Raw genomic sequence first — 25,863 nt, 5'->3', positions numbered from 1 at the left:
AGGTTCGCATGGCGATCGCCACCATCGGCTATGAGGGCAAGACCCAGGCCAAGATGATCGAGGAGCTGAAGGCCGCCGGCGTCGAGCTGGTGGTCGATGTCCGCGCCGTGGCCGCCTCGCGCCGGCCCGGCTTCTCGAAGACCATACTGGGCGCCAGCCTGGAGGCCGAGGGCATCGGCTATGAGCACCTGCGCGGCCTGGGCACGCCCAAGGCCGGCCGTGACGCCGCCCGATCAGGGCGGATCGCCGCGATGCGCGCCATCTTCGAGGCGCACCTGGCCGAGCCGCAGGCCGTGACTCAGCTGGCCCGCGCCCAGGAGCTGGCCGGCCAGAAGAAGATCGCCCTGCTGTGTTTCGAGGCCCGGGCCTGCGACTGCCATCGGGCGATCGTCGCCGAACGCCTCTGCGAGGCCCTGGATCAGCCGGTGGAAGATCTCTGAGGGCTTGGCCTTCCCCACGTCAGGGGGCGATGATGGGGCAAACACCTAACCAAGCTCAGGGATACGCCATGACCGCCGCCCATCAGACCGCCGCCGCCGCCATTCCGGCCCTTGGCCCCTGGACCTGTTTCGATGTGGAGATCGAGGCGGGCGTCGCCCACATCCGGCTCAAGCGGCCCGAGGCCTATAACAGCATGATCCGGGATTTCTGGAACGAGCTGCCGGTGATCGTGCGCGACATCAGCGACAATGTCCGGGCCCGCTGCATCGTCATTTCGTCCACCGGCAAGCACTTCTCCGCCGGCATGGACCTGGCTGTGTTCGGCGGCGGCGGCACCTCGGCGGCCGACGGCGGCGCCGCGCCCGACCGCTTCATCGCCGCCGAAGGCCAGCGTCATCACATCCGCTGGCTGCAGGACTGCTTCAGCTGTCTGGATGAGGCCCGCATGCCGGTCCTGGTGGCCATTCAGGGCGGCTGCATCGGCGGGGCCATGGACATGACCAGCGCCTGCGACATCCGCTACGCCACCGAGGACGCCTTCTTCTGCGTGCAGGAGATCAATATCGGCATGACCGCCGACGTCGGCACCTTCCCGCGGCTGTGCAAGCTGATCCCCGAGGGCTGGGTTCGCGAGCTGGCCTATACCGGGCGGCGCCTGTCGGCCCAGCGGGCCAAGGAGATCGGCCTGGTCAACGAGGTCTTCCCGACCCACGAGGCGCTGCTCGACCACGTGATGGCCACGGCCCGGGAGATCGCCGAGAAGTCGCCCCTGGCGGTGACCGGGTCCAAGGTGATGATCAACTATGCCCGCGACCACACCATCGCCGATGGGCTGGACTATATCGCCGTCTGGCAGACCGGCATGTTCGCCGGCTCGCACATGGGCGAGGCCTTCAAGGCCAAGGCCGAAAAGCGCCCGGCCGACTTCCCCGATCTGCGCCCCCTGCGCCACGAGATGTAGGGCGATCTAGAGGACCAGTTCGGCGCCGCGCAGATCGGCGCCGGACAGCTTGGCCCCCGACAGGTCCGCCTCCAGGAATCGAGCGCGGCGGGCCTGGGCGCCGGTGAGGTCGGCATAGCGCAGGACGGCGCGGTTCAGATCGGTGCGCAGCAGCCGGCCCTCGCCGATCTCCAATGGCCCCAGGCGGGCGTCGCGCAGGTCGGCGCGGATCAGGTTGGCCCCGGTCAACCTGGCCCCGCGCAGGTCGGCGCCCCGCAGCCTGGCCTTGCGCAGGTCACAGCCCGAGAGGTCGGCGCCCTGCAGCTGGACGCCCTCCATATCCATGTCGAAGAAGATCGAGCCGGCGGCGGAAAGCCCGCTCAGTCGGCGATTTCGCAGGGTCCGCAGGCCCCGGAAATCGACCTCCGTGGCCGCGGCCGCCCGGCCTTGGGCGCCGCTGCTGTCGCAGAAGGCCTCGTGCTCGGCCACCAAGTCATAGAGCGGCACATCGTCCACATAGAAGATCGGCGCCGGCGCCCGCAGGACCTCGCTGAGATCCACCTGGTTCAGGCCGGCCGAGGCCATGTTGACGCCGGCCACCACCGCGCCGCGCAGGGAAGCGCCGGTGAGGTCGGCGCCGTCGATCTGCGCGCCGGTCAGGTCGGCCCCGTCCAGGCGAGCGCCGGCCATCCGCGCGCCCACCAGGATCGCCCCATCCAGGCTGGCGTCGGTGCAGTCGACGGCCGTCAGCACATCGCGCAGATTGGCGCCGGCCACCACGGCGTATTCCAGGTTCCCGGCCCGTTCGCCGGGGGTAATCACGCGAAAGCCGTCCTGGCGGTCCTGCATGGCGATCCGTCCCTCGCGCAGGTCGCATTCGGCCAGGTCGGCGCCGGAGAGGTTGGCGCCGCGCAGGCTCGATCCCCTCAGGTCGGCCCGGGCCAGCTTGGCGCCGCGAAGATCAGCGTCGCGCAGATCGGCGCCGAAGAGGTTGGCGCGGCTGAGCTCAGCCCCGGCCAGGATCGCGCCGCTGAGGCAGGCGCCGGCCAGGTCGGCCTCGGTCAGCAGGGCGCCTTCCAGGTTCCAGTCGGAGAGATCGGCGCGGATCAGGCTCGCCCGGCGTCCACCGTTGAGCCCACGCACATAGCGGCCGTGCGCCTCCAGGACGTCGCGGATGTCGTCCGCCGTGTGGCGGAGCAGATGGGAAGGGGCGGCTTGGGCGGACATTCTCGGCTTTCAGCTCAAGCCGTCACCTTGATCCCGGGCCTTTAAGGAAGGGTTCGCGCCGCGGCGTTTCGTCGCAACCTGAAGTTGATCGCCTATTCTTCCGGTCCGTCAGCGGAAGCGCCGCCCTGGCCAGCGGCCTGCAGAAGGCCGGCGATCTTGTCTGTGGCGTCGGCGGCCTGGCTCAGCATGTGGAGCGGACCCGAACCGGGACGAACCGCGGCGACCATCTGATTGGCGGCCGACTGGGCCACGGTGACGGCCGTGTTCTGGGCGGTGGTGAAGCCGGTCTTGGTGAGCGTTGCGGCGGTAGAGTCCTGATAGATGAAGCCGTGCACCGGATAGGTGGTCGAGCCCAGGTCGCCGATGGAATCGTACCACACCTTGACCTGGCTCCAGTCGCCGGAGGGGGAGACGTCGATAACAGTGACGTCGCGCTCGATCTGACCGCGGGTCCCGTTGATCCGCGACCAGTTGGCGTGATTGATCTGGATGACCCGTTCGGTGAGCACCTGGCTGACCACGGCCACATGGCCCAGGCGCATCTTGCCGGTGGGCTTGAAGCAGAGGACCGCACCGGCCTGGGGGGTGTTTCCGGTGTCGTACTTGCCGGCGGCCTGTTTCCACCAGGTCCAGGCGTCGCCGAAGATCTGCACGCCCGAGATCATCCGGGCGAAGGGCACGCATTGCCAGTAGGTGTCGGCGAAGGCCGAGCTTGCGGGCGCCAAGGCCATGACCGCCGCGGCGGTGATGGAACCAAGGACGATGCGTGTCCGTTTAATCATGTTGGGCGTACTCCCCTGACGCGAACGCGGCTCATGGATAGTTTCGCCTCGCGGGAATGAAAAGAGGGTTTATGCGCCTGCGACAGTTGGCGCCCGCCCTTTCCACATCTCCGCCCACAGCTTCATGTGCGTCCGGGCCGGTTTCTCGATCAGGTGATATGAGATCGCCGCCAGTGGAACCACGCCCGCCAGGAAGACACACCACAGCGGCCAGGGGAGTTGCCCGCCCTCAAGCTTGAGCACACTGGTTGCGCCGTTCACGAATACAATCTTCCACGGCACGCAGACCATGTAGATCGAATAGCTGATCTCACCGAGATAGATCAGCGGTCGCGCGCTGAGCACGGCGGAGCCGGCCTGGGCCATGCGGGCCAGGTAGAAGATCAGCCCCCCGGTGGCCAGGACGATAATCGTGTCGGACATGGCGGTGGCGGCCGCTATCAGGGCGACGGCGCCTGAAATTGCGGCGCCGGCCAGGGCGCCCTTGCGGCCGCGTCCCGCCCGTTCCCGCCAGAGGCTGTGAAGGGCGCAGCCCAGGGCGAAGCAGGGGACGATGCGCAGAGCGCCCCAACGGATCGTCGCCAGGGTGAGCGGATGGCCGGCCCAGGCCTCAAAGCCGGCATAGAGCGCCGCCATGAAGATCGCCGCCAGTCCCACAGCCACCAGGGGCCGGGCCTTGAGCGCCAGCGCCGCCCAGGCGAACAGCGGAAAGGTGAGATAGGCGAACCATTCCGCCGAGATCGACCAGGACGGATGGTTCCAGCCGGCCTGCGGCGCCAGGCCCCAGGCCTGCACCAGCAACAGATTGGCCGGCAGCGACTCCCAAGACAGGATGTTGGGATCGACGGCGAAGCCCGCCGCCGTCGCCCCGGCCGCCAGCATCCCCATGCCGATCAGGGTGGCCAGATGCAGGGGATAGACCCTGGCCAGCCGCGCCCAGAGAAAACTCCCATAGGTGAAGCGCCCGGCTTCGACCTCGCTGCGATAGACGTGGCAGAGGATGAAGCCCGACAGGATGAAGAACAGCTCCACCCCCAGATAGCCCTTGGCCACGAACAGCGGCGTCCCCGTGGTCGCCAGCGCAGGCCAATAATGGAAGAGCACCACCCAGAAGGCGGCGAAGAACCGCAGGGAGGTGAGCGGGCGAATATGCTGGGCGTCGGTCATGGATCGGGGCTTTCTGGCGCGACGTTTCGCCCTAGTCTGGCGCCGGAAGCCTCACCATCGCGTTAGCGCTGGAGCGCGATCCGCGTTCGGCTAGAAATTCGTGACGGGAGCAAGGAGAATCACCCCCGATGGATAGTCTTATGGCCCTGATGGCCGACCCCGCCGCCTGGGCCGCCCTCATCGCCCTGGTGGTGATGGAGGTGGTGCTCGGCATCGACAACCTGGTCTTCATCTCGATCCTCTCCAACAAGCTGCCCGAGGACCAGCGCAGCAAGGCCCGCCGGATCGGTATCGCCCTGGCCCTCGTCTTGCGCCTGGCCCTCCTGTCCACCATCGCCTTCCTGGTCGGCCTGACCCAGCCGGTCTTCAGCCTGCCCTTCCAGGGGCCGGCGGATCCCGCCCACGGCGCGCCGATGTTCGAAATGGCCTTCTCCTGGCGCGACCTGATCCTGATCGCCGGCGGCCTGTTCCTCCTGTGGAAGGCCACCACCGAGATCCACGAAAAGGTCGATGTGGACTCCACCCACGGCGTCATGGACGTGAAGGGGCGCGTGGCGGCCAATTTCGGTGCGGTGATCGTACAGATCCTGCTCCTGGACCTGGTCTTCTCAGTGGATTCGATCCTGACCGCCGTGGGCATGACCGACCACCTGCCGATCATGATCGTCGCGGTCATCGTGGCCGTCGCCGTGATGCTGCTGGCCGCCGACCCCCTGGCCAACTTCATCAACAACAACCCCACCGTGGTCATGCTGGCCCTGGGTTTCCTGCTGATGATCGGCGTCACCCTGATCGCCGACGGCTTCGGCTTCCATGTGCCCAAGGGCTACATCTACGCCGCCATGGCCTTCTCCGGTCTGGTCGAGGGGCTGAACATGGCGTCCCGCAACGCCGCCAAGCGGAAAGGGGCGAAAGCCGCATCAGGGCATGCATCGCCCGCCGGTTCTGATAACGTCTGAGGATTAACCCCGCCCCGGAGCGCTTCGCGGCGCGCCGGGGCGGACGAAAGACATTTAGAAAAACCGGAATGGGCGGCGCCTTTTCGCGTCGCGCAGGTCCACATAATTTGGCGGCGCACGAACGCCGCCTTGGAAACGCTGCGTTGCAAGAGCCCCAAGTATTTAACGAGGCTGATCGCCGCCTCACGCTTATCTCGGTCCTGATCGTCTTCCTGCTGAGCGCCATGAGTCAGACCGTGGTGGCCACGGCCATGCCGCGGATCGTCTCGGACCTCTCTGGTCTTCATCTCTACGCCTGGGCCACCACCGCCTACCTGCTGGCCTCGACCGTCATGGTGCCCATCTGGGGCAAGCTCGGCGACATCTATGGCCGCAAGCCCATCCTGCTGACCGGCATCGGCGTTTTCTTGAGCGGCTCCTGGCTGGCGGGGCTGGCCGGGGAGTTCGGCGACCTGCCCCTGCTCGGCGGCGGCATGGTCCAGCTGATCACCGCCCGGGCCATCCAGGGGATCGGCGGCGGCGCGCTCTTCACCATCGCCTTCGCCATCATCGCCGACCTCTATGCGCCCCGCGAGCGGGCCCAGTTCTCCGGCCTGTTCGGCGCGGTGTTCGGCGTGGCCAGCATCTTCGGCCCGGTCATCGGCGGCTTCTTCACTGACCACGGGACCGTCGAACTGGCCGGCCACGTCATCGAGGGCTGGCGCTGGGTCTTCTATGTGAACGTGCCATTCGCGCTCGCCGCCGTGGCCATGATCCTGATCAAGATGCCAGCCCTGCCCCCCCGGGGCGAAGGGCGGATCGACTTTGTCGGCGCTGCCCTGATCGTGGTCGGCTTCACCACCCTGCTGCTGGCCATCACCTGGGGCGGGCGTGACTATGGCTGGGGCTCGCCCATGATCCTCGGCCTGCTGGCGACGGCGGGCGCCAGCCTGACGGCGTTCTTCTTCGTACAGAAGGCGGTGTGGGACCCGATCCTGCCCCTGGACCTGTTCCAGAACCGCACCTTCAACACCGCCAATGGCGCGGCCTTCGTCTATTCCATGGCCTTCATGGGCGTGACCTCCTTCCTGCCCCTCTACATGCAGGTGGGCCAGGGCGTGCCGGCCACCCGGAGCGGCCTGACCATGCTGGCCCTGATGGTCGGCCTGGTGGCCTCCTCCACCCTCAACGGCCGGCTGGTGACCAAGACCGGGGTCTATAAGCCGTTCATGATCGGCGGCGGGGCGGTGCTGATCGCCGGCGTCTTCTCGCTCTGCTTCATCGGGCCGGACACCAGCACGCTGAACCTCGCCTGGCGTCTGCTGATCGTCGGGATCGGTCTTGGCCCCGGGCAGAGCCTGTTCAGCCTGTCGGTGCAGAACGCCGTGCCCATGCACCAGCTCGGCGTGGCCACCAGCTCAGGCCAGTTCGTCCGCCAGATCGGCTCGACCATGGGCGTGGCCTTGTTCGGCGCCATCCTCACCTGGGGCCTGACCGCCGAGCTTGGTCGGCTGTCGGCCGAAAACCCCGCCCTGCAGATGGAGACCCTGGAGCTGTCGGACCTGCAGCAGATGGCCATGGAGCGGGACGCCGATCCGTCCCAGGCCGCCGCCCGCGCCGCTGATCCGGCCACCCGGGCCGCTGACCAGATCATCCGCCAGAGCCTGTCCACGGCCGTGGTCTACGGCATCATGTTCAGCCTGGCCGTGCTGCTGATCGGCTTTGCGCTGATGCTGATGATCCCCGGCGTGCCCCTGAAGGATAGCCACGCGCCGCCGCCGCCCAAGGCCGCCGAGGCGGAGGCCTGAGGCGCCGCGCGCTTATCCGAACGCCCTCAGTCCTCGGCCACCTCGGGCAATAGCACGGCGAAGTGGTCCTCCACCGCGCGGTAGCACTCGCAGCAGGCCTCCTCGAGGCCGTCGCGGTCGAGGATCTCCACATGGCCGTGGTGCTGGCGGATCAGCCCCCTGTGTTCCAGGGCCTTGGCGACGCCGGAGACGGTGGTGCGCTGCACGCCGAGCATCTCGGCCAGAGCCTGCTGGGTCAGGCGGATGACGTTGGACTCGGCCCGGTCGTGGGTCGACAGCAGCCAGCGGCAGGCCCGCTGCTCGACTGGATGCAGGGCGTTGCACAGCACCGACTGCATCACCTGGGCCAGCAGGCTGTCGGCATAGCGCGAGAACAGGTCGGAAATCTCCGGGTGCCGGCGCTTGGCGGCTTCCAGCACCTCGGTGGCGATGGCCATGGCCGGCCCGGCCACCTGCACCACGGCGCGGGCATAGGCGGGCTTGTTCCCGGCGCTGACAATGCCGCCGGCCGCGCCTTCGCGGCCGATGCTGGCCGCCTCGACCTCGCGGCCGTCCCGGGTGACCAGGACCAGCGAGATGATCGCCGGCCCGGCCGGCAGATGGGTGGTCTCCACATCATCGCCGGGCTCGAAGACCACCCGGCCCCGCTCCAGGGTGATCTGCCGAAGATGGGGCGTGAGCTCCCGCAGGACCGCAGCCGGCAGGGCCGCCAGCAGCCGGTTGCCGCGAAAAGCGGAAAGGTCTGACGCCGCCGCCGGGCGGCGCGGATCGGGACTGGACTGGCCCATCGACATGGGGCGAACGCCTCGGGGGTCGGCTTGGAGGGGATTTTGCAGCGTATCAGGCCTACAGCGCCAGACACAGCGTGTCCGTCGGCGACCCGACGCGTGGTCAAGCTCGCCCGGCCTCCGTGTGGCTCAGAGGAAGCTGTAGGGGTCCACGTCGATCGCCACCCGCACCGAGCCCGGCGGCTTCATCCGCGCCCGCCAGGCCGCCAGATAGGCCGAGATATCCACATTGCGGTCGGCCCGCACCAGGAACCGCTTGCGCCGCCGTCCACGGATCAGGGCCAGCGGCGCATCGGCCGGGCCGTAGACCTCCACCCCCTCGGCGTTGGGAGCGCTGGCGGCCATGGCCTGGACGAAGGCCTCAAGCGCCTGCGGGTTCTCGGCCGAGACGATCACCGCGCCCAGGCGGCCGAAGGGCGGCAGGCCGGCCAGCTCCCGCTCGGCCATTTCCGCGGCCACGAAGGCGTCCCGGTCCTGGGCGGCCAGGGCCTGCATCACCGCATGATCGGGCGCATAGGTCTGCAGCAGGGCGCGGCCCGGCCGGTCGTGACGGCCGGCGCGGCCCGTCGCCTGGGCCAGCAGCTGATAGGTCCGCTCGGCCGCCCGCAGGTCCCCGCCCCGCAGGCCAAGGTCAGCGTCCACCACCCCCACCAGGGTCAGATTGGGGAAGTTGTGACCTTTGGCCGCAGCCTGGGTGGCCACCAGGATGTCGATCTCGCCGGCCGCCATGGACTCCACCAGCCGCCGGGCGGCCTGGGCGTCGAACACGGTGTCGGAGGAAAACACCGCCACCTTCGCCTCGGGGAACAGGGCGCGGGCCTCCTCCTCCACACGCTCCACGCCAGGTCCCACCGAGACCAGGCTGTCGATGGCCCCGCAATGGGGGCAGGCCTTGGGCTTGGCCATGGAGAAGCCGGTGAGGTGGCAGACCAGCCGGCCGGTATAGCGATGCTCCACCAGCCAGGAATCGGTGTCCGGCGCCGTCAGCCGCTCGCCACAGGCCCGGCAGAGCACCAGCGGCGCATAGCCCCGGCGGTTGAGGAACAGGAGCGCCTGCTCGCCGCGGGCCAGGGTCTCGCCCACCGCCTCCACCAGGGGCGGCGAGAGCCAGCGGCCATGCTCCAGGGGAACCTCCCGCAGGTCGATCAGCTCGATCTGCGGCAGCACGGCGGCGCCGTGCCGCGCTGACAGGCGCAGCCACCGATAGCGCCCGGTCTCGGCGTTGCGCAGGGATTCCAGCGACGGCGTCGCCGAGGCCAGGATGACGGCGGCGGCTTCCATCTTGCCCCGCACCACCGCCAGGTCCCGGGCCTGGTAGATGAAGCCTTCCTCCTGCTTGAACGAGGTGTCGTGCTCCTCGTCGACCACGATCAGCTTGAGGTTCGTAAACGGCAGGAACAGGGCCGATCGGGCGCCGACCACGATGGAGCAGGCGCCGGTGGCCACGGCCTCCCAGGCCCTGCGCCTGGCCGGCGGGGCGACGCCGGAATGCCACTCGGCCGGCATGGTCCCGAACCGCTCGGCGAAGCGGGCCAGCACCGCCTGGGTCAGCGCGATCTCGGGCAGCAGCACCAGCACCTGGGCTGAAGGATCGGCCGCCAGGGCCGCCGCCACCGCCTCCAGATAGACCTCGGTCTTGCCTGAGCCGGTCACCCCGTCCAGCAGGGCGACGTTGAAGCCGCCCTCCCCCATCATGGCGCTCAGCGCCTGGACCGCCGCCGCCTGGCTGGGATTGAGCGGGCTTCGCGGGCGCGAAAGATCGGGCGCGGGGAAGGCCACCGGCGCCGGCGCCAGGCGCACGGCGAGCACACCCTCGTCGATCAGCCCCTTGACCACCCCGGCAGACACCTCGGCCTGGCGGGCGAGATCGGCGGGCGAGCCCGAAAACCCCGGCAGGGCCGCCAGCACCTTTTCCCGGGCCGGGGTCAGGCGGGCCGGGGCGGCCCCGGTGGCGATCACCTGCTTTTCGGGCCGAGCCTTGGGCGCGCGGGCGCCGCGCAGGGCGATGGCCAGCGGCTGGCCCGGCGCATCGACGGCGTAGCGGGCCGCCCAGTGGATGAACTCCAGGGTCCTGGGCGGCAGGGGCGGGTCGTCGAGCCGCTGCTCCAGGGGCTTCAGCGGCCGGTTGCCCCCGGCGGCTTCGCGCAGGGCGGTGACCACGCCCCGCAGGGTGCGCGGCCCCAGCGGCGCGGCCACCTGGTCGCCCACCTCCAGCCCCATGCCGTCGGGCTCGGCATAGTCGAAGGCCTCCGGCAGGGGCATGGGCAGCAGGACTGAGGCGATGCGGCTCATGACGCGTGGCCTGCGACTGTCACGCGCTCAGGGTGGCGAGGACCCGGCGCAGGCGCTACACACCGCCATCCATTGCGCAGGGAGGCCCAGGCCATGCAGATCTTTCTCGACACCACCGACACGGCCGTCCTGAAGGACCTGGCCTCCACCGGACTGGTGGACGGCGTCACCACCAATCCGTCGCTGATCGCCAAGTCGGGCCGTCCCATGCTGGAGGTCATCGCTGAGATTTGCGACCTCGTCGAGGGGCCGGTGAGCGCCGAGGTCGCCGCCGTCGAGCTCGAGGCCATGCTGGCCGAGGGCCGCAAGCTGGCCGGCGTGGCCCCCAATGTGGTGGTCAAGCTGCCGCTGACCCGGGCCGGGCTCACCGCCACGGGCGAGCTGTCGCGCGAAGGCATCCAGACCAATGTCACCCTGTGCTTCTCCGCCGCCCAGGCCCTGATGGCCGCCAAGGCCGGCGCCACCTACATCTCGCCCTTCATCGGCCGCCTGGACGACCACGGGGCCGATGGCATGGAGCTGATCACCGAGATCCGCGCCATCTACGACAACTATGATTTCGACACCGAGATTCTCGCCGCCTCGGTGCGCCACCCCGCCCACGTCACCGCCTCGGCCCTGGCGGGCGCCGATTGTGCGACCATTCCGCCGTCGGTCTTCCTCGACCTGTTCAAGCACCCGTTAACCGAGAAGGGTCTTGATCAGTTCATGAGCGACTGGGCCAAGACCGGCCAGTCGATCCTCTAGAGGGCAAGGGGCGAGGCGCATGGACGGGACCAGCATCGACGGGGCGATGAGCGCCCACGAGGCCAAGGACGAGGTCCGCCGCTTCCTGCTGGAAAACCCCGGCGTCCTGCTGGACGATCCCGACCTGCTGGCTCAACTGGGTCTGCAAACCCTGCCGGACAATGTGGTGGCCTTCGGGCCCGCCGCCCTGGCGCGGGTCCATGCCGCCCACCGCAAGGAATCGGCCGTCCGCCGGCGGCTGGAATCTACAGCCCGCGCCAATTTCGCCGCCCAGGCCCACACCCACGGGGCGGTCATCGACCTGCTGGAAGCCCGCAACCACGCCGATCTGGCCCGACGGGTGGACGACCTGGCCCAGCTGCGCTTCGCCCTGTGCAGCGGCGTGGTGGCGCTCGAGGGACCTGAGCGCACCCCGGCCGGCTGGCGGCCCCTGGTGGAGGGCCAGGTGGACATGATTCTGGGCGGCCACCAGAAACTGACCCGCATGGGCTTCTGGGCCCCGGCTCTGGGCCTGTTCGGCGACCGGGCCGAGGCGGTGAAGTCCATGGCCCTGGTGCGGCTGGCCATGTGGGAGCCGGCCCGCGAAGGCATCGTCGCCTTTGGCTCGTCCGATCCCGAAGGCTTCACCGAAGACATGGGCGCCGAACTGGTGGCCTTCCTGGCCCGGGTGATCGAGCGCACGGCGGAGCGTTGGCCGGTCCTGTGAGCGCCTTGCCCGGCCAGAACGCCGAGGCCGCCCAGGCGGTGCAGGCCTGGCTGGCCCATCTGGCCCAGGAGCGGCGAGCCTCGCCGCGCACCCTGGAGGCCTATGGCGCGGCCGGACGTCGCTATGTGGCCTTCCTGGAAAAGCACCGCGGCGGCCCCCTGACCATCGCCGATCTGGGCGGGGTCGAGACCGCCGAGCTGCGCGCCTGGCTGGCCTATCTGCGCCAGGGCGATCATCCCCTGTCGCCGCGCTCCATGTCCCAGGCCCTCTCGGCGGTGCGCGGTTTCCACAGATTTCTCGACCGCCGGCTGGGCGTGGCCAATGCGGCGGTCACCCTGGTGCGCGGTCCCCGGGTCAAGCCCGGCGCCCCGCGGCCGATCAGCGAGGACCAGGCCTTCGGCCTCATCGCCGAGCCCGGCCTGAACCCCGACCTGGACCCCTGGGAGGCCAGCCGGGATGCGGCGGTCTTCACCCTGCTCTATGGCTGCGGCCTGCGGATCTCCGAGGCCTTGTCCCTGCGCCGCAGCGACGCGCCCTTGGGCGAAACCCTGCGGATCACCGGCAAGGGCGGCAAGACCCGGCTGGTCCCGGTGCTGCCGGCGGTGACGGCGGCGATCGCGGCCTATCTGGCCGACCTGCCCTTCGTCCTGGCCGATGATGACGCCCTATTCCGCGCTCGCAGGGGCGGTCCGCTCAGCCCGCGACACGTGCAGGCGAGCCTGCAGATCCTGCGGGGCCGGCTCGGCCTGCCCGACAGCGCCACCCCCCACGCCCTGCGTCATTCCTTCGCGACCCACCTGCTGGGAGCAGGCGCCGACTTGCGTTCTATTCAGGACCTGTTAGGCCACGCGTCGCTGTCCACCACCCAGCGTTACACCGAGGTGGACGCCCAGCGGCTGCTCGCCGCCTACGCCAAGGCTCACCCCCACGCATGACCTGCCCGATCCGACTGCGATCCGTCACATCCGCCGACCTGCCGATCTTCTTCGAGCAGCAGCGGGACCGAAGCGCCAACCATATGGCCGCCTTCGGCGCCGCCGATCCTGAGGACCGCGCCGCCTTCATGGCGCGCTGGGACCGCCTGCTGAAGACGCCGGGCGTCACGGCCCGGACCATCGTGGTGGCCGGGGACGTGGCCGGCCACATCATCAACGAGGCCCCCTACGGGGCGCCGTCGATCTCATATTGGGTAGGCAAGCCCTGGTGGGGCCACGGGGTGGCCACCGGCGCCCTGGCCGCCTTCCTCGAGCAGGTCGAGGTCCGCCCCGTCCAGGCCCGGGTGGCCAAGGACAACATCGCCTCGATCAAGGTGCTGCAGCACGCCGGCTTCGCCATCCGCGGCCAGAACAAGGCCTTCGCCCCGGGTCGCGGCGAAGAGGTCGAGGAATACGTCCTGGTGCTGGAAGCCGAGGCGCTCGCCCAGGCGAGCTGACCGGGCTCTTGGCCCGTCACCCACAGATTTTCCGTCACCCTCGGGCTCGACCCGAGGGCCCATGCACACGGCCGTTCGTCGGTGTTCATGAATGGTCGGATCAAGTCCGACCATGACGAAGAGACAAGGTGGGTCGCCGCCCTGCGACCGCCCTCGCCCTTCGAGGCCCTGCTTGCGCAGGGCGCCTCAGGATGAGGACGGACTGAAGCTCACACCACGCCCCTCATCCTGAGGTGCGCGCGTTCGCGAGCCTCGAAGGACGCAGAAGCCGCCTCAGGCCTGCATGGTCCAACCCTCGACGCCCATGGCGGCCTGACGGCCGGCTTCCGAGCGGGTCGGGTGCGGATGGCAGGTGCGGGCGACGTCCTCGCTGGCGGCCTTGAAGGCCATGGCCACGCAGTATTCGCCGATCATCTCGCCGGCCTGCGGCCCGACGATGTGGACGCCCAGGATCTCGTCGGTCTTGGCGTCGGCCAGGACTTTCGCGAAGCCGTCGGTCTCGTGGTTGATCTTGGCCCGGCTGTTGGCGGTGAAGGGGAACTTGCCGACCTTGTAGGCCACCCCGGCCTCCTTCAGCTGCTCCTCCGTCTTGCCGACCCAGGCCACTTCCGGGGCGGTGTAGACCACGCTGGGGACCAGGTTGTAGTCCACATGGCCGGCCTTGCCGGCGATCAGCTCGATGCAGGCCACGGCGTCTTCCTCGGCCTTGTGGGCGAGCATGGGGCCGTGGATGGCGTCGCCGATGGCCCAGACGCCGGCCGCCGAGGTCTTGAAGTGGTCGGTCTCCAGGAAGCCCCGCTTGTCCGGCGTGACGCCGACGCTCTCAAGCCCCAGGCCCTGCGTGTAGGGCCGCCGGCCGATAGCCACCAGGACGTAGTCGGCCTCCAGCGTCTCGGCCTCGCCGCCGGCGACGGGCTCGACGGTCAGCTTGACGCCGGACTTCGACGGGGTCGCCCCGGCCACCTTGGCGCCCAGCTTGAAGGCGATCCCCTGCTTGGTCAGCGACCGCTGGAAGGCCTTGGCCGTCTCGGTGTCCATGCCCGGCGTAATGCGGTCGAGGAATTCCACCACGGTCACCTCGGCGCCCAGGCGGCGCCAGACCGAGCCCAGCTCCAGGCCGATGATGCCGGCGCCGACCACGATCAGCTTCTTCGGCACCTCCGGCAGCGACAGGGCGCCGGTGGAATCGACGATGCGCTTCTGGTCGATCTCGACGCCCGGCAGCGGGGTCGGCTCCGAGCCGGTGGCGATGATGATGTTCTTGGCTTCGAGGGTCTGGACCGAACCGTCGGCGCCCGTGACCTCGACCTTGCCGGGGCCGGTGATCTTGCCGGCGCCCTTGATCCAGTCGGCCTTGTTCTTCTTGAACAGGAATTCGATGCCCTTGGTCAGCTGGGTCACCGACTCGGCCTTCTGGGCCATCATTTGCGACAGGTTCAGCTTGGGCTTCACCTCGATGCCGAGGGTGGCGAACTCCTTGCCCATGGCGGCGTCATAGAGCTCGGACGCATGCAGCAGGGCCTTGGACGGCATGCAGCCGACGTTCAGGCAGGTGCCGCCCAGGGTCTCGCGCTTCTCGACGCAGGCGACCTTAAGCCCCAGCTGACCGGCCCGGATGGCCGCATTGTATCCGCCGGGGCCGCCCCCGATGATGACGACGTCGTATTGGGACATGGGACTAGGATCCGTTGGTCAGAGGGTCAGTAACGAGGATAGGGCGAAGCGTCAGGGTCGGGGTCGGCGTAGTGTGAGATCGCCGCCGAGGAAGCGTAAGGGTCCGGCAGGATCGGACCAGTCCTCCAGCGGGAGTCCCTTCACGCGAATGAATTCCCGGATGTTGGCGGTGACCACGGTCCAGCCTCGATTGAGAGCCTGACCCGCAATGAGGACGTCAAAGCCGCCAATGCTCAGGCCCGAAAGGCGAAGCTCCGCGCGAAGCCGGGCGGCCGCAAGGCCATCCTCTGGCGTCCAGCTCTCCAACGTCAACTGAGACGCCAGGCGATCGACCTGCGCCATGTGATGGACAGGTCGGTCGCTCTTGTGGGCGCCGTACATGAGTTCGTGGAAGACGATGGGGGAGAGATGCAGGCTTTGTCCCTCCCGGTCGACTTGCGCCAGACAGTCTCTGAAATGCGGCAGCCGCCCGCGAATGATCTCGACCGCAGCGTTCGTATCGAGGCTGATGCTCATTCGTCGAAATCGATCTCGCGCGGGATCAGTTGCTCCGCGCGATCGGGAAAGGGCGCGTCGGTGATGTCGTCTATGTCGCGCCAGACGGCGGCCCAATCCGTCTGGATCGGCTCGAGGATCACCCGTTGACCCTCCTTGCGGATGCGAACCTCCGAGGCGTCGAAGCGAAACGCCTTGGGAAGCCGCACAGCCTGGCTGCCGCCATGGGTGAAAATCTTCGCACGAAGGTCCGACATAGAACGTATATACGCCCCGTATCTACTCCAGACAAGCGCTCCCCTGGACTAGAGGTCCAGCAGCAGGCGCTGGGGATCTTCGATGGCGTCCTTGACCTTGACCAGGAAGGTCACCGCGCCCTGGCCGTCCACCACGCGGTGGTCGTAGGAGAGCGCCAGGTACATCATCGGGCGGACCACCACCTGGCCCTTCACGACCATCGGGCGCTCCTGGATCTTGTGCATGCCCAGGATGCCCGACTGCGGCGCGTTCAGGATCGGGGTCGACATCAGCGAGCCATAGACCCCGCCGTTGGAGATGGTGAAGGTGCCGCCCTGCAGGTCGTCCAGGGCCAGCTGGCCGTCGCGGGCCTTCTTGCCCATGGCGCCGATGGCCTTCTCGACCCCGGCCAGGCTCATGTCGTCGGCGTCGCGGATGACCGGGACCACCAGGCCCTTCTCGGTGCCGACCGCCACGCCGATGTCGTAGTGGTTCTTGTAGATGATGTCCTGGCCGTCGATCTCGGCGTTGACGTCGGGCACCTGCTTCAGGGCCGCGATACAGGCCTTCACGAAGAAGCTCATGAAGCCCAGGCGGACCCCGTGGCGCTTCTCGAACACATCCTTGTATTCCGTGCGCAGGGCCATGACCGCGCTCATGTCCACCTCGTTGAAGGTGGTCAGCATGGCGGCGTTGTTCTGCGCCTCCTTCAGGCGGCGCGCGATGGTCTGGCGCAGGCGGGTCATGCGGACCCGCTCCTCGCGGTCATGCAGTTCGCGGGGGGCGGCCGGCGCCGCAGCCGGCGCCGGGGCGCTGGCGCGGGCCTCCAGGGCGGCGATGGCGTCGCCCTTGGTCACCCGGCCGTCCTTGCCCGAGCCGCCGACCTTGGAAAGGTCGAGGCTGTTTTCCGTAGCGATCCGCTGGGCCGACGGCGCAGCGGGCTTGGTTGTCTGGACTTCAGGCTGGGCCGGCGCCTTGGGCGTCTCAGCCTTGGGTTCCGGGGCGGCCTCAGCCTTGGGGGCCTCGGCCTTGGGCGCTTCGGCCTTGGGGGGCGCAGCGGCCGCGCCGCCTTCGGACATCTTGCCCAGCACCGTGCCCGGCTCGACCGTATCGCCTTCGCCGGCCAGGATTTCGCTCAGCACGCCGTCGGCCGGAGCGGCGACTTCCAGGCTGACCTTGTCGGTCTCCAGCTCCACCAGGATCTCATCCTTGCGGACGGCATCGCCTGCCTTCTTGGCCCAGCGCGCCACCGTCGCCTCGGTGACGGACTCGCCCAGGGCGGGGGTCATGATGTCGGCCATAGTGGTAGATTCCTGTTCTTATTCAGTTCTTTAGACGGACGAAGCCCTAGGCGAAGGCTTCGTTGAGGAAGGTTTCAAGCTCGGCCAGGTGGCGACTCATCAGGCCGGCGGCGGTGGAGGCCGAGGCGGGACGGCCCACATAGCGGGCGCGGCGGGTCTTGACGTCCAGGCGCTCCAGGGTCAGCTCCAGCCACGGATCGACGAAGGTCCAGCCGCCCATGTTCTTCGGCTCTTCCTGGCACCAGATCAGTTCGGCGTCCTTGAAGCGCTTGAGCTCGTTGGACAGGGACTTCACCGGCCAGGGATAGAACTGCTCCAGGCGCAGGATGTAGACGTCGTTGATCCCCTTGGCCTCCCGGGCCTCGAGCAGATCGTAATAGACCTTGCCCGAGCACAGGATGACCCGACGGATCTTGTCGTCGGGAACCAGGCTGACAGAGGTGTTCTCGCCCCGCTCGGCGTCGTCCAGCAGCACCCGGTGGAAGGACGAGCCCTCCGACATGTCGGTCAGGCGCGAGACGGCCTTCTTGTGCCGCAGCAGACTCTTGGGCGTCATCAGGATCAGCGGCTTGCGGAACTCCCGCAGCAGCTGACGGCGCAGGATGTGGAAATAGTTGGCCGGGGTGGTGCAGTTGGCCACCTGCATATTGTCCTCGGCGCAGGACTGCAGGAACCGCTCGAGCCGGGCCGACGAGTGCTCCGGCCCCTGGCCCTCATAGCCGTGGGGCAGCAGCATCACGAGACCGCTCATCCGCAGCCACTTGCGTTCGCCCGACGAGATGAACTGGTCGATGACCACCTGGGCGCCGTTGGTGAAGTCCCCGAACTGGGCCTCCCACAGGGTCAGGGTCCGCGGCTCGGCCAGGGAGAAGCCGTATTCGAAACCGAGCACCGCCTCTTCAGACAGGGCCGAATCCAGCACCTCGAAGTGGGCCTGGGTCGGCGAGAGGTTGCGCAGCGGGAAGTAGGTTTCCTCGGTCTTCTGGTCGATCAGGGCCGAGTGGCGCTGGGTGAAGGTGCCCCGGGCGCTGTCCTGGCCCGACAGGCGCACCGGATAGCCTTCGTCCAGCAGGGTGGCGAAGGCCAGGTGCTCGGCGGTGGCCCAGTCCAGGCCCTCGCCGCTCTCGATGGCGTCGCGCCGCGTCTGCAGCACCCGGGCCACGGTCTTGTGGACAGCGATCCGTTCCGGCGTGGCGGTGATCTTGCGCCCGAGGTCCAGCAGCTTCTGCAGGGGCACGGCGGTGTCGCCGCGGCGGTCCTCGGTGGTGGGCAGGGTCAGGCCCGACCACTTGCCGTCCAGCCAGTCGGCCTTGTTGGCCTTGTAGTCCTTGCCGGCGTCGAACTCCTTGTCGAGGAAGTCGGCGAACTCGGCGATCCAGCCCTCCACCTCCTCAGCCGTCACGACCTTCTCGTCGATCAGCCGCTGGGTGTAGATTTCCCGCGTCGAGGGGTGGCCCTTGATCTTGGCGTACATCAGGGGCTGGGTCATCGTCGGGTCGTCGCCCTCGTTATGACCAAACCGCCGATAGCAGAACATGTCGATGACCACGTCCTTGCCAAACTGCTGGCGGAACTCGGTGGCCACCTTGGCGGCGAAGACCACGGCCTCGGGATCGTCCCCGTTCACGTGGAAGATCGGCGCCTCGACCATCAGGGCGACGTCGGAGGGATAGGGCGAAGACCGGCTGTTCTTCGGGCTGGTGGTGAAGCCGATCTGGTTGTTGACGATGAAGTGGATCGAACCGCCGACCCCGTAGCCCTTGAGGCCCGAAAGCGCGAAGCACTCGGCCACCACGCCCTGGCCGGCGAAGGCCGCATCCCCGTGCAGCAGCAGGGGCAGCACATGGCCACGGCCGGCGTCCGGGTTTTCCCGCAGGGTGAAGGCCTGCTTGGCCCGCGCCTTGCCGATCACCACCGGATTGACGATCTCCAGGTGGCTGGGATTGGCCGTCAGCGACAGGTGAACCGAGTTGCCGTCAAAGCTCCGGTCCGACGAGGCGCCCAGGTGATACTTGACGTCGCCTGAGCCCTCGATGTCGGTGGGCAGGGACGAGCCCCCCTGGAATTCGTGGAAGATGACCTGGTAGGGCTTGCCCATCACCGCGGCCAACACGTTCAGGCGACCCCGGTGGGGCATGCCCAGCACGATGTCGCGGACGCCCAAGGCCCCGCCGCGCTTGATGATCTGTTCGAGCGCCGGGACCATGGCCTCGCCGCCGTCCAGGCCGAAACGCTTGGTGCCGGGGAAGCGTCGGTGCAGGAAGCGCTCAAAGCCCTCGGCCTCGATCAGCTTCTTGAGAATGGCGATCTTGCCCTTCTCGGTGAACTCAATCTCCTTGTCGCGGCCCTCGATCCGCTCCTGCATCCAGGCCTTCTGGATCGGATCGGAAATGTGCATGTACTGCACGCCCACGTCGCCGCAGTAGGTGCGCCGCAGGATGTCGAGGATTTCGCGGATCGTGGAGGTCTCGAGCCCCAGCACATAGTCCAGGAAGACCGGCCGGTCATAATCGGCCTCGGTGAAGCCGTAGGAGGCCGGGTCCAGCTCGCTGGCGTCGCCGGGCACGATGGCGATGCCCAGCGGGTCGAGATTGGCCCGCAGATGGCCGCGCATCCGGTAGGCCCGGATCATCATGATGGCGCGCAGGGAATCCAGTGTCGCGGCGCGGACCGCGTCGGTGGAGGCGGCCGGGGCGCGCTCGGCCACCTTCTTTTCCAGCTTGGCCTCGACCGCGGGCCAGAGCCCGTCCAGGGCCGAAAGCCACTCCGGCCGCGCCGACGGCGCGTCGGGGCGGACCCAGCCGGGCTTGGCGGCGGCCTGCTTGATCTCCTCGGCCCGCTCGTGGAGCGAGGCGAAGAAGGCCCGCCACGAAGGCTCCACCGCGCCGGGGTTCTCCGCCCACTGGGCGTAGAGGTCCTCTACGAAGGCCAGGTTGCCGCCATAAAGGAACGAAGTCTCGGCGAGAACCTCGTTAATCAGACCTGCGTCGTCCGCCATGCTTCCGCTTCCAGACGGCCCGCGAAGCTTCTTGGTGAGAGGAGCCGACGGCGGACCGCCATACGCTTGATTGTGTCAGGCGCCCTTGAGCACCTGGAGCAGGGTTTCGCCAAGTTTCGCGGGCGAAGGCGAGACGCGGATGCCCGCATCTTCCATCGCCGCGATCTTGTCCTCGGCGCCGCCCTTGCCGCCCGAGATGATTGCGCCCGCGTGACCCATCCGCCGCCCGGGAGGGGCGGTGCGTCCCGCGATGAATCCGACCATAGGCTTCTTCTTTGGTGAATTCTTGATGAATTCAGCCGCCGCTTCCTCGGCCGCGCCGCCGATCTCGCCGATCATGATGATCGACTCGGTCTCGTCGTCGTCGAGGAACATCTGAAGCACGTCGATGAACTCGGTGCCCTTGACCGGGTCGCCGCCGATGCCGACGGCCGTGGTCTGGCCCAAGCCCACCTGCGTGGTCTGAAACACAGCTTCGTAGGTAAGCGTGCCCGAGCGGGAGACAACACCCACCGAGCCGCGCTTGAAGATATTTCCCGGCATGATGCCGATCTTGCACTCGTCCGGGGTCAGGACGCCGGGGCAGTTGGGGCCGATCAGGCGGGACTTGGAGCCCGACAGGGCGCGCTTGACCTTGACCATGTCGGCCACCGGGATGCCCTCGGTGATGCAGATGATCAGCGGGATCTCGGCCTGGATCGCCTCGAGGATCGAGTCCGCGGCGAACGGCGGCGGCACATAGATCACGCTGGCCTCGGCGCCGGTCTGGTTGACCGCCTCGCTGACGGTGTCGAACACCGGCAGGCCGATATGGGTGGAGCCGCCCTTACCGGGCGTCACGCCGCCGACCATCTTGGTGCCGTAGGCGATGGCCTGTTCGGAGTGGAACGTACCCTGGCTGCCGGTGATGCCCTGGCAGATGACGCGGGTTTCTTTTCCGATGAGGATAGACATTAAGCGGCGCCCCGAACGGCCTTGACGATTTTTTCCGCGCCGTCCGACAGATCATTGGCGGACACGACGTTCAGGCCGCTCTCGGCGATGATCTGCTTGCCGAGCTCGACATTGGTGCCTTCCAGGCGAACCACCAGGGGCACCTGCAGGCCGACTTCCTTCACCGCCTCGACCACGCCCTCGGCGATGATGTCGCAGCGCATGATGCCGCCGAAGATATTGACCAGGATCCCCTTCACGCTGGGATCGGCGGTGATGATCTTGAAGGCCGCGATGACCTTCTCCTTGGTGGCGCCGCCGCCCACATCGAGGAAGTTGGCCGGTTCGGCGCCATAGAGCTTGATGATGTCCATGGTCGCCATGGCCAGGCCCGCGCCATTGACCATGCAGCCGATCTCACCATCCAGGGCGATGTAGGAGAGGTCGTACTTGGACGCCTCGATTTCCTTCTCGTCTTCCTCGGTGGTGTCGCGCAGCTCGACGATGTCGGGATGGCGATACAGCGCGTTGCCGTCGAAGCTGACCTTGGCGTCCAGAACCCGCAGGTGATCGTCGGCGGTGACGATCAGCGGGTTGATCTCGAGCATCTCCATGTCCTTGGCGAGGAACGCCGCATAGAGCTGGCCGAGCAGGGTCGCGGCTTCCTTGGCCAGACCGCCGGTCAGGCCAAGCGACTTAGCCAGGTTCCGCCCATGGTGCGGGAAGACGCCGGTGGCCGGGTCGATGGAGAAGCTGATGATCTTTTCAGGGGTCGAGGCGGCGACCTCTTCGATGTCCATGCCGCCTTCGGTGGAGGCGACCACCGAGACGCGGCTGGTGTCGCGATCGACCAGCAGGGAGAGGTAGAGTTCCCGGGCGATGGCCGCGCCTTCCTCGATATAGAGGCGGTTGACCTGCTTGCCCTTGGGACCGGTCTGGTGCGTCACCAGAACCCGGCCGAGCATTTCTTCGGCGCTGGCCTTCACGTCCGCGGCGGACTTGACCACCCGGACGCCGCCCTTGGCGTCGGGGCCGAGGCCCTCGAAGCGGCCCTTGCCGCGTCCGCCGGCGTGGATCTGGGATTTGACGACCCAGACCGGGCCTCCCAGCTGCTCGGCGGCCTTGGCGGCCTCTTCGATCGTGTGGGCGGCGTAGCCGCGCGGGACCGCCACGCCGAACTCTGCGAGGACGGCTTTGGCTTGATGCTCGTGAATGTTCATGAGGCTGCGATTTGTCGCTGAAATCGTCTCGCCCGGACCGGCGAGTTCTCGGGCTTATAGGCGCCGCCCCCGAGCGTGGCAACCCGCTAACCCGACTGAACGCCATCACCAAAGTTACGAGGCCTGCCTAGCCAAAGAATAGGCTCCACATGGTGCGGCCCGGAATGAAGGCGATGATCAGATTGATCGCAAAGGCGCCATAGAACAGGCCCATCATGGCGCGGCGGTGGCGCGCCACCTCGTGGCGCTTCGCCCAGATCACCGCCAGCGGCAGGATGATCAGGGTCCAGCCGGTGAACAGATGGATCAATGACCAGCGTCCAGGAGTCAGGCTGGTGATGAACAGGGTGGAGAGCGCCGTCGTCATCACCAGCGCCACCCACATCCAGCCGGCGGTCCGATGAAAGGCCCGCCCCTTGCGCGCCGCCATCAGCGCCGCCCCCAGAACCAGGGCGGCCAGGGCCGTGTAGAGGTGGACCTGGATCACCGGCGACAGGCCCGCCAGCAGGGTGAAATCCGGGGCGTGGGGGCGCGCCGCAGCCAGCAGCGCCAGAATCGTCGACCAGCCTCGCCAGAGCGCTGCGCCCAGGATGACGGCCACCACAACCATGCTGAGCGCAAAGCCGCGGCCGAAGGTCCAGGCGGGTCCAGGCGCCGAGGGTGCGGCGTCTTGCGGGGCGAGCGACATCGGGTATCTCCTGGCCTTTGCGGCCAGGCCGCGTTCTGGGCGCAACACAAGGCGGGGACCGAAGATGGGACCAGGGCGGTTTCGCCGAATGACGTCTCGCCGTCGTGAAGCGCCGCCCGCCGCGGTTGGCGAAGCGCAGGCGGGGCGAAGGCCCCTGGCCTGGGGTCCCTATGAGGATCTGGCCGGCTGGCTCCGGGGGCTGGCCATCGCGGTGGCGGTAGGGGGATTCCTCGCCCTGTCGGGCGCCTTCGTCGACCGGGACGCCGCCATGGGCCTGCGGCTGGCCTACTGGCTGCCGATGATGGCGATCGGCGCCCTGTGGGGCGGCCTCGTCGCCCGCGCCATCTTCCCTCAAGACGAGATCACGGACGGCGCGGCGCCTCGGCTCTGGCTCCGCTCGTTCCTGGCCGCCCTGGCCATGGGCGCGCCGTTCACCGGCCTGGTCTGGGCCGCCACCTGGCTGGCCTTCGGCCACCAGATTCCCTGGCGCGGCCTGCCCTATCTGTTCGGCAGCGTCTTCATCCTGGCCCTGGCCATGACAGTACTGAACACCCTGGTGGAGAGCCGTCGGCAGGCCATGCGCAGGCTCAGCGCCGTCCCGGCCCCGCCGAAGCCCGTGCGGTTCCTGGAACGCCTGCCCCTGCGCCTGCGCGGCGCCGACCTGCACGCCATCGAGGCGGAGGATCACTATCTGCGCCTGCACACCTCCCGGGGCCAGGATCTGATCCTCATGCGCCTGGGCGATGCGGTGGACGAGCTGGAGGGACTGGAGGGCGCCCAGGTGCACCGCTCCTGGTGGGTGGCCAGGGCCGCCATCGATGGTGTCCGCCGCGGCGACGGCCGCGCGGTCCTGACCCTGAAGGATGGGGTCGAGGTCCCCGTCAGCCGCACCTATTCACGCCAGCTCCGGGCGGCCGGCTGGTACTAGCTGGTCCTAGAGCGCCTTCCGCCGGGCGCGCCAGTCTGCGCGGCCCTGACCCCAGACATCGACGTCGACATCCATCGGCAGGGGCAGCCGGGCCTGGCGCAGAACCGCCGAGCCCAGGCGCCGGGCCACGGCCTGGGAGTTGGCGTTATCGGCCTCGATGGTGTGGATCACCTCGTCCCAGCCCAGATGGTCGAACGCCCAGTCCATGGCCGCCGCCGCGCCCTCGGGCGCATAGCCCCGGCCCCAGCAGTCGCGGATGATCCCCCAGCCCACCTCGGTCCCGGGCCAGCCGTGCGGGCGCCACGGCCCCAGCCTGCCGATCCAGCGCCCGCTCTCCTTCTCGATCACCGAGAACATGGAAAAGCCCTCCAGCGCCCAGGAGCCACTGATGGTCATCATCGAGCGCCAGACCTGGGCCGGGTTCATCACCCCGCCGATATAGCGCGCCGCCTCCGCGTCGGCGGAAAAGGCGCACCAGGGCTCGAAGTCGGCCAGGACCGGCGGGCGCAGGATCAGCCGGGCGGTCTCCAGGGTCGGCCCCAGGGCCGCGCTATCTGTCATCGTCATGGTCATGGTCATTCTCCCGCCCCGGTCGCATCGTTCAGCCGCAATTCAGGCGTAGGCGGCGAGGTTTGTCGATACTGGCTCGCCGGTCCCCCGCCGACGCCCTGTCTGAACCAAGGTCGATAGACCCATGAATCTCGACGCCTCCGACCCCGAAGCGGGCAAGCCCGGCGCCTATGTCGACGCCGCCGACCTGCGGATCGAGCCGACCGCGCCATCGGCCCCGCCCCCCAGGCGCCGCGGCCTGTGGATCGCGGGCGGCCTCGCCGTCGCCGTGCTCGGCGTCGCCGCCCTGGGCCTCACCTTCGGCGACGACCTGCCCGACATGGCCCCGGAGGGGGCGCAGACCCTGGATATCGAGGTGGCGGACCAGCCCGCCCCGCCGCCGCCCGGCGCGGTGGCGCCCGGGGCGGCCCTGGACGTGCTGCCCGAGGACATGGCCCAGGCCGCGCCGCACAATCCGCCGCCCGTCTATGACCCGCCGCCGGAGCTGGCCGAGGCGCCGCCGGAGCCGGAGCCCCCGGCCCGGCCGGTCCTGCGCCAGCCGGCCAACCTGACCTTCGCCCCCAGCTTCGACTGTCGCCGCGCCCGCAGCCAGGGCGAGCGGGTGGTCTGCGCCGATCCGGCCCTGGCCGCCGCCGACCAGCGGCTGAGCACCGCCTATCAACAGGCCCTGGAGGCCGGCGTGCCCGACTGGCGGCTGGAACGGCAGCAGCGGCGCTGGCTGCGCGCCCGGGAGGACGCCGCCTTCGCCGCCCCCGAGGCGGTGGCCGAGGTCTATGAGGCGCGCATCGCCGAATTGCAGGCCCAGGCCGACGTGGCGCCGCCGCCGGAGGCCCCACCCTGGCCGTCGTCCTGGTGAGGCTCAGGCCAGGTCAGCGATTTCCGCGTCGGTGAGTTCGCCCGGCACCACGGTGACCGGCAGGTTGCGGCCGCCCCAGCGGATGCCCTCCTTGGCGATGGAGGAGACCAGCGGGCCCGGCCCGCGGCCGTGTGGCGCTGCGCCCAGGACCAGGATTTTGATGTCCGGATCCTCGGCGATGACGCTGCGCAGGGCCTGGCGGGCGCTCTCGGCGTTGACGATGATGAATTCCGGCGCCGCCCCGGTCTCGGCGATGACGAACTCGGCCATCTTCTGCAGGAAGGCCTCGGCCTCGGCGCGGGCCTGGCGCTCGATCTCCTCGCGAACCCCGGACCAGTGCTCGAACACCGCCGGCTCGATCACCCGCAGCATGGCCAGGTGGCCCCCGGTGGAGCGGGCGCGCCGGCAGGCGAACCGCAGGGCGGTCTGGAACTCGGGCGTATCGTCGGCGATGACGAGGAACTTGCGCTGACTCATGGGCCGACGTTGGCCCGCCGGCGGGATTTGAGCAAGAGGGCCAAAAGCCGGGGGCCTCAGGCGCCCCAGAACCCGACCTTGGCGCGCACCTCCGCCAGGGTCGGGGCCGCCGCCGCCCGCGCCCGCTCCGCGCCCCTGGCCAGGACGGCGTCGATCTGGGCCGGATCGGCCATCAGCCGGCGCATCTCCGCCCCCACAGGCCCCAGCTTCGCCACCGC

Annotated in this window: 25 protein-coding genes and 1 pseudogene; 10 read left to right on the top strand and 16 right to left on the bottom strand. The window is 68.8% G+C overall.

Features of this window, described 5'->3' with window-relative positions; translation table 11 throughout:
• The first annotated feature begins 8 nt into the window (after positions 1-8).
• On the top strand, positions 9-440 hold the full coding sequence (locus V7702_RS05920; RefSeq protein WP_335649213.1) for a DUF488 domain-containing protein: 432 nt from the start codon (positions 9-11) through the stop codon (positions 438-440).
• 68 nt (positions 441-508) lie between these two features.
• Complete coding sequence (locus V7702_RS05915) at positions 509-1,402, top strand: crotonase/enoyl-CoA hydratase family protein (RefSeq protein WP_335649212.1); 894 nt, start codon at positions 509-511, stop codon at positions 1,400-1,402.
• 6 nt (positions 1,403-1,408) lie between these two features.
• Here the strand turns inward: V7702_RS05915 and V7702_RS05910 are convergent, their stop codons facing one another.
• The 3 genes from V7702_RS05910 to V7702_RS05900 form a co-directional block, all read right to left on the bottom strand.
• Positions 1,409-2,608: a pentapeptide repeat-containing protein gene (locus V7702_RS05910; protein WP_335649211.1), complete on the bottom strand. Its 1,200-nt coding sequence runs from the start codon at positions 2,606-2,608 to the stop codon at positions 1,409-1,411.
• A 92-nt stretch (positions 2,609-2,700) separates the two neighbouring features.
• On the bottom strand, positions 2,701-3,390 hold the full coding sequence (locus V7702_RS05905; RefSeq protein ID WP_335649210.1) for a CHAP domain-containing protein: 690 nt from the start codon (positions 3,388-3,390) through the stop codon (positions 2,701-2,703).
• A gap of 69 nt (positions 3,391-3,459) precedes the next feature.
• Positions 3,460-4,557 (bottom strand): acyltransferase family protein, encoded by a 1,098-nt coding sequence (locus V7702_RS05900; protein ID WP_335649209.1) that lies wholly within the window; start codon positions 4,555-4,557, stop codon positions 3,460-3,462.
• Positions 4,558-4,685: 128 nt separating this feature from the next.
• Between V7702_RS05900 and V7702_RS05895 the strand changes: the two genes are divergently transcribed.
• On the top strand, positions 4,686-5,516 hold the full coding sequence (locus tag V7702_RS05895; protein WP_335649208.1) for a TerC family protein: 831 nt from the start codon (positions 4,686-4,688) through the stop codon (positions 5,514-5,516).
• 143 nt (positions 5,517-5,659) lie between these two features.
• Positions 5,660-7,303: an MDR family MFS transporter gene (locus tag V7702_RS05890; protein ID WP_335649207.1), complete on the top strand. Its 1,644-nt coding sequence runs from the start codon at positions 5,660-5,662 to the stop codon at positions 7,301-7,303.
• 26 nt (positions 7,304-7,329) lie between these two features.
• On the opposite strand, the gene V7702_RS05885 is transcribed toward V7702_RS05890, so the two are convergent.
• Together V7702_RS05885 and V7702_RS05880 are read right to left on the bottom strand one after the other, a co-directional pair.
• A complete protein-coding gene (locus V7702_RS05885) occupies positions 7,330-8,097 on the bottom strand; it encodes a Crp/Fnr family transcriptional regulator (protein WP_335649206.1) in 768 nt (255 codons plus the stop codon).
• A 123-nt stretch (positions 8,098-8,220) separates the two neighbouring features.
• Positions 8,221-10,383 carry a primosomal protein N' gene (locus tag V7702_RS05880; RefSeq protein ID WP_335649205.1) on the bottom strand — a complete coding sequence of 721 codons (2,163 nt, stop codon included), beginning with the start codon at positions 10,381-10,383 and terminating at the stop codon, positions 8,221-8,223.
• 93 nt (positions 10,384-10,476) lie between these two features.
• Here V7702_RS05880 and fsa point away from each other — a divergent pair, with 93 nt between their 5' ends.
• The 4 genes from fsa to V7702_RS05860 are packed head-to-tail and all read left to right on the top strand — an operon-like array spanning position 10,477 to position 13,268.
• Positions 10,477-11,130, top strand: coding sequence for a fructose-6-phosphate aldolase (gene fsa / locus V7702_RS05875; RefSeq protein WP_305284149.1), 654 nt, complete (start codon positions 10,477-10,479; stop codon positions 11,128-11,130).
• A gap of 19 nt (positions 11,131-11,149) precedes the next feature.
• Entirely contained in the window at positions 11,150-11,836 is a 687-nt protein-coding gene (locus V7702_RS05870) for a DUF484 family protein (protein WP_335649204.1), read from the top strand.
• A gap of 5 nt (positions 11,837-11,841) precedes the next feature.
• Positions 11,842-12,771, top strand: coding sequence for a tyrosine recombinase XerC (locus tag V7702_RS05865; protein ID WP_442958397.1), 930 nt, complete (start codon positions 11,842-11,844; stop codon positions 12,769-12,771).
• The gene (locus tag V7702_RS05860; RefSeq protein ID WP_335649202.1) at positions 12,768-13,268 is read left to right on the top strand and encodes a GNAT family N-acetyltransferase; all 501 of its coding nucleotides are present in this window, start codon (positions 12,768-12,770) and stop codon (positions 13,266-13,268) included. Before V7702_RS05865 ends, V7702_RS05860 begins: the two co-directional genes overlap by 4 nt.
• Positions 13,269-13,541: 273 nt before the next feature.
• Here V7702_RS05860 and lpdA read toward each other — a convergent pair whose 3' ends face one another.
• The 8 genes from lpdA to V7702_RS05820 all read right to left on the bottom strand — a co-directional run bounded on the left by lpdA (position 13,542) and on the right by V7702_RS05820 (position 22,736).
• Complete coding sequence (gene lpdA, locus V7702_RS05855) at positions 13,542-14,942, bottom strand: dihydrolipoyl dehydrogenase (protein WP_335649201.1); 1,401 nt, start codon at positions 14,940-14,942, stop codon at positions 13,542-13,544.
• A 51-nt stretch (positions 14,943-14,993) separates the two neighbouring features.
• Positions 14,994-15,458 (bottom strand): PIN domain-containing protein, encoded by a 465-nt coding sequence (locus V7702_RS05850; protein WP_335649200.1) that lies wholly within the window; start codon positions 15,456-15,458, stop codon positions 14,994-14,996.
• The gene (locus V7702_RS05845; RefSeq protein WP_335649199.1) at positions 15,455-15,694 is read right to left on the bottom strand and encodes an antitoxin; all 240 of its coding nucleotides are present in this window, start codon (positions 15,692-15,694) and stop codon (positions 15,455-15,457) included. The genes V7702_RS05850 and V7702_RS05845 overlap by 4 nt, the downstream gene beginning before the upstream one ends.
• A 48-nt stretch (positions 15,695-15,742) precedes the next feature.
• Positions 15,743-16,975 carry a 2-oxoglutarate dehydrogenase complex dihydrolipoyllysine-residue succinyltransferase gene (gene odhB / locus V7702_RS05840; protein WP_335649198.1) on the bottom strand — a complete coding sequence of 411 codons (1,233 nt, stop codon included), beginning with the start codon at positions 16,973-16,975 and terminating at the stop codon, positions 15,743-15,745.
• Between the two features lie 46 nt (positions 16,976-17,021).
• A complete protein-coding gene (locus V7702_RS05835) occupies positions 17,022-19,973 on the bottom strand; it encodes a 2-oxoglutarate dehydrogenase E1 component (protein ID WP_335649197.1) in 2,952 nt (983 codons plus the stop codon).
• 75 nt (positions 19,974-20,048) lie between these two features.
• Positions 20,049-20,927, bottom strand: coding sequence for a succinate--CoA ligase subunit alpha (sucD, locus tag V7702_RS05830; protein ID WP_305284156.1), 879 nt, complete (start codon positions 20,925-20,927; stop codon positions 20,049-20,051).
• Positions 20,927-22,126 carry an ADP-forming succinate--CoA ligase subunit beta gene (gene sucC / locus V7702_RS05825; protein WP_335649196.1) on the bottom strand — a complete coding sequence of 400 codons (1,200 nt, stop codon included), beginning with the start codon at positions 22,124-22,126 and terminating at the stop codon, positions 20,927-20,929. The genes sucD and sucC overlap by 1 nt, the downstream gene beginning before the upstream one ends.
• Positions 22,127-22,253: 127 nt before the next feature.
• Positions 22,254-22,736, bottom strand: coding sequence for a DUF2306 domain-containing protein (locus V7702_RS05820; RefSeq protein WP_442958395.1), 483 nt, complete (start codon positions 22,734-22,736; stop codon positions 22,254-22,256).
• Between the two features lie 166 nt (positions 22,737-22,902).
• Here V7702_RS05820 and V7702_RS05815 point away from each other — a divergent pair, with 166 nt between their 5' ends.
• Positions 22,903-23,742: a LytTR family DNA-binding domain-containing protein gene (locus V7702_RS05815; protein WP_335649194.1), complete on the top strand. Its 840-nt coding sequence runs from the start codon at positions 22,903-22,905 to the stop codon at positions 23,740-23,742.
• Positions 23,743-23,748: 6 nt separating this feature from the next.
• Here V7702_RS05815 and V7702_RS05810 read toward each other — a convergent pair whose 3' ends face one another.
• Complete coding sequence (locus V7702_RS05810; RefSeq protein ID WP_442958394.1) at positions 23,749-24,315, bottom strand: GNAT family N-acetyltransferase; 567 nt, start codon at positions 24,313-24,315, stop codon at positions 23,749-23,751.
• A 121-nt stretch (positions 24,316-24,436) separates the two neighbouring features.
• On the opposite strand from V7702_RS05810, the gene V7702_RS05805 reads away from it, so the two are divergent.
• Positions 24,437-25,168, top strand: a complete 732-nt coding sequence (locus V7702_RS05805; RefSeq protein ID WP_335649193.1) for a lysozyme inhibitor LprI family protein — start codon at positions 24,437-24,439, stop codon at positions 25,166-25,168.
• A 3-nt stretch (positions 25,169-25,171) separates the two neighbouring features.
• Here the strand turns inward: V7702_RS05805 and V7702_RS05800 are convergent, their stop codons facing one another.
• Positions 25,172-25,645 (bottom strand): universal stress protein, encoded by a 474-nt coding sequence (locus tag V7702_RS05800; RefSeq protein ID WP_335649192.1) that lies wholly within the window; start codon positions 25,643-25,645, stop codon positions 25,172-25,174.
• A 56-nt stretch (positions 25,646-25,701) separates the two neighbouring features.
• Positions 25,702-25,863 (bottom strand): annotated as a pseudogene (locus V7702_RS05795) (tryptophan--tRNA ligase); the annotation flags it as partial.

This window comes from Phenylobacterium sp., assembly GCF_036963605.1.
Taxonomy (GTDB): Bacteria; Pseudomonadota; Alphaproteobacteria; order Caulobacterales; family Caulobacteraceae; genus Phenylobacterium.
This window is presented reverse-complemented; position numbering and strand designations above follow the sequence as displayed.

Excerpts from the sequence above, each read along its gene's own strand:
- V7702_RS05860 (WP_335649202.1), top strand. The coding sequence starts at position 12,768 with ATGACCTGCCCGATCCGACTGCGATCCGTCACATCCGCCGACCTGCCG.
- fsa (WP_305284149.1), top strand. The coding sequence starts at position 10,477 with ATGCAGATCTTTCTCGACACCACCGACACGGCCGTCCTGAAGGACCTG.
- V7702_RS05895 (WP_335649208.1), top strand. The coding sequence starts at position 4,686 with ATGGATAGTCTTATGGCCCTGATGGCCGACCCCGCCGCCTGGGCCGCC.
- V7702_RS05815 (WP_335649194.1), top strand. The coding sequence starts at position 22,903 with ATGACGTCTCGCCGTCGTGAAGCGCCGCCCGCCGCGGTTGGCGAAGCG.
- V7702_RS05915 (WP_335649212.1), top strand. The coding sequence starts at position 509 with ATGACCGCCGCCCATCAGACCGCCGCCGCCGCCATTCCGGCCCTTGGC.
- V7702_RS05850 (WP_335649200.1), bottom strand. The coding sequence starts at position 15,458 with ATGAGCATCAGCCTCGATACGAACGCTGCGGTCGAGATCATTCGCGGG.
- V7702_RS05880 (WP_335649205.1), bottom strand. The coding sequence starts at position 10,383 with ATGAGCCGCATCGCCTCAGTCCTGCTGCCCATGCCCCTGCCGGAGGCC.
- V7702_RS05810 (WP_442958394.1), bottom strand. The coding sequence starts at position 24,315 with ATGACCATGACGATGACAGATAGCGCGGCCCTGGGGCCGACCCTGGAG.
- V7702_RS05820 (WP_442958395.1), bottom strand. The coding sequence starts at position 22,736 with ATGGTTGTGGTGGCCGTCATCCTGGGCGCAGCGCTCTGGCGAGGCTGG.
- sucD (WP_305284156.1), bottom strand. The coding sequence starts at position 20,927 with ATGTCTATCCTCATCGGAAAAGAAACCCGCGTCATCTGCCAGGGCATC.
- V7702_RS05800 (WP_335649192.1), bottom strand. The coding sequence starts at position 25,645 with ATGAGTCAGCGCAAGTTCCTCGTCATCGCCGACGATACGCCCGAGTTC.
- sucC (WP_335649196.1), bottom strand. The coding sequence starts at position 22,126 with ATGAACATTCACGAGCATCAAGCCAAAGCCGTCCTCGCAGAGTTCGGC.
- V7702_RS05905 (WP_335649210.1), bottom strand. The coding sequence starts at position 3,390 with ATGATTAAACGGACACGCATCGTCCTTGGTTCCATCACCGCCGCGGCG.
- V7702_RS05900 (WP_335649209.1), bottom strand. The coding sequence starts at position 4,557 with ATGACCGACGCCCAGCATATTCGCCCGCTCACCTCCCTGCGGTTCTTC.
- V7702_RS05835 (WP_335649197.1), bottom strand. The coding sequence starts at position 19,973 with ATGGCGGACGACGCAGGTCTGATTAACGAGGTTCTCGCCGAGACTTCG.
- V7702_RS05885 (WP_335649206.1), bottom strand. The coding sequence starts at position 8,097 with ATGTCGATGGGCCAGTCCAGTCCCGATCCGCGCCGCCCGGCGGCGGCG.
- odhB (WP_335649198.1), bottom strand. The coding sequence starts at position 16,975 with ATGGCCGACATCATGACCCCCGCCCTGGGCGAGTCCGTCACCGAGGCG.
- V7702_RS05805 (WP_335649193.1), top strand. The coding sequence starts at position 24,437 with ATGAATCTCGACGCCTCCGACCCCGAAGCGGGCAAGCCCGGCGCCTAT.
- V7702_RS05845 (WP_335649199.1), bottom strand. The coding sequence starts at position 15,694 with ATGTCGGACCTTCGTGCGAAGATTTTCACCCATGGCGGCAGCCAGGCT.
- V7702_RS05870 (WP_335649204.1), top strand. The coding sequence starts at position 11,150 with ATGGACGGGACCAGCATCGACGGGGCGATGAGCGCCCACGAGGCCAAG.
- V7702_RS05910 (WP_335649211.1), bottom strand. The coding sequence starts at position 2,608 with ATGTCCGCCCAAGCCGCCCCTTCCCATCTGCTCCGCCACACGGCGGAC.
- lpdA (WP_335649201.1), bottom strand. The coding sequence starts at position 14,942 with ATGTCCCAATACGACGTCGTCATCATCGGGGGCGGCCCCGGCGGATAC.
- V7702_RS05920 (WP_335649213.1), top strand. The coding sequence starts at position 9 with ATGGCGATCGCCACCATCGGCTATGAGGGCAAGACCCAGGCCAAGATG.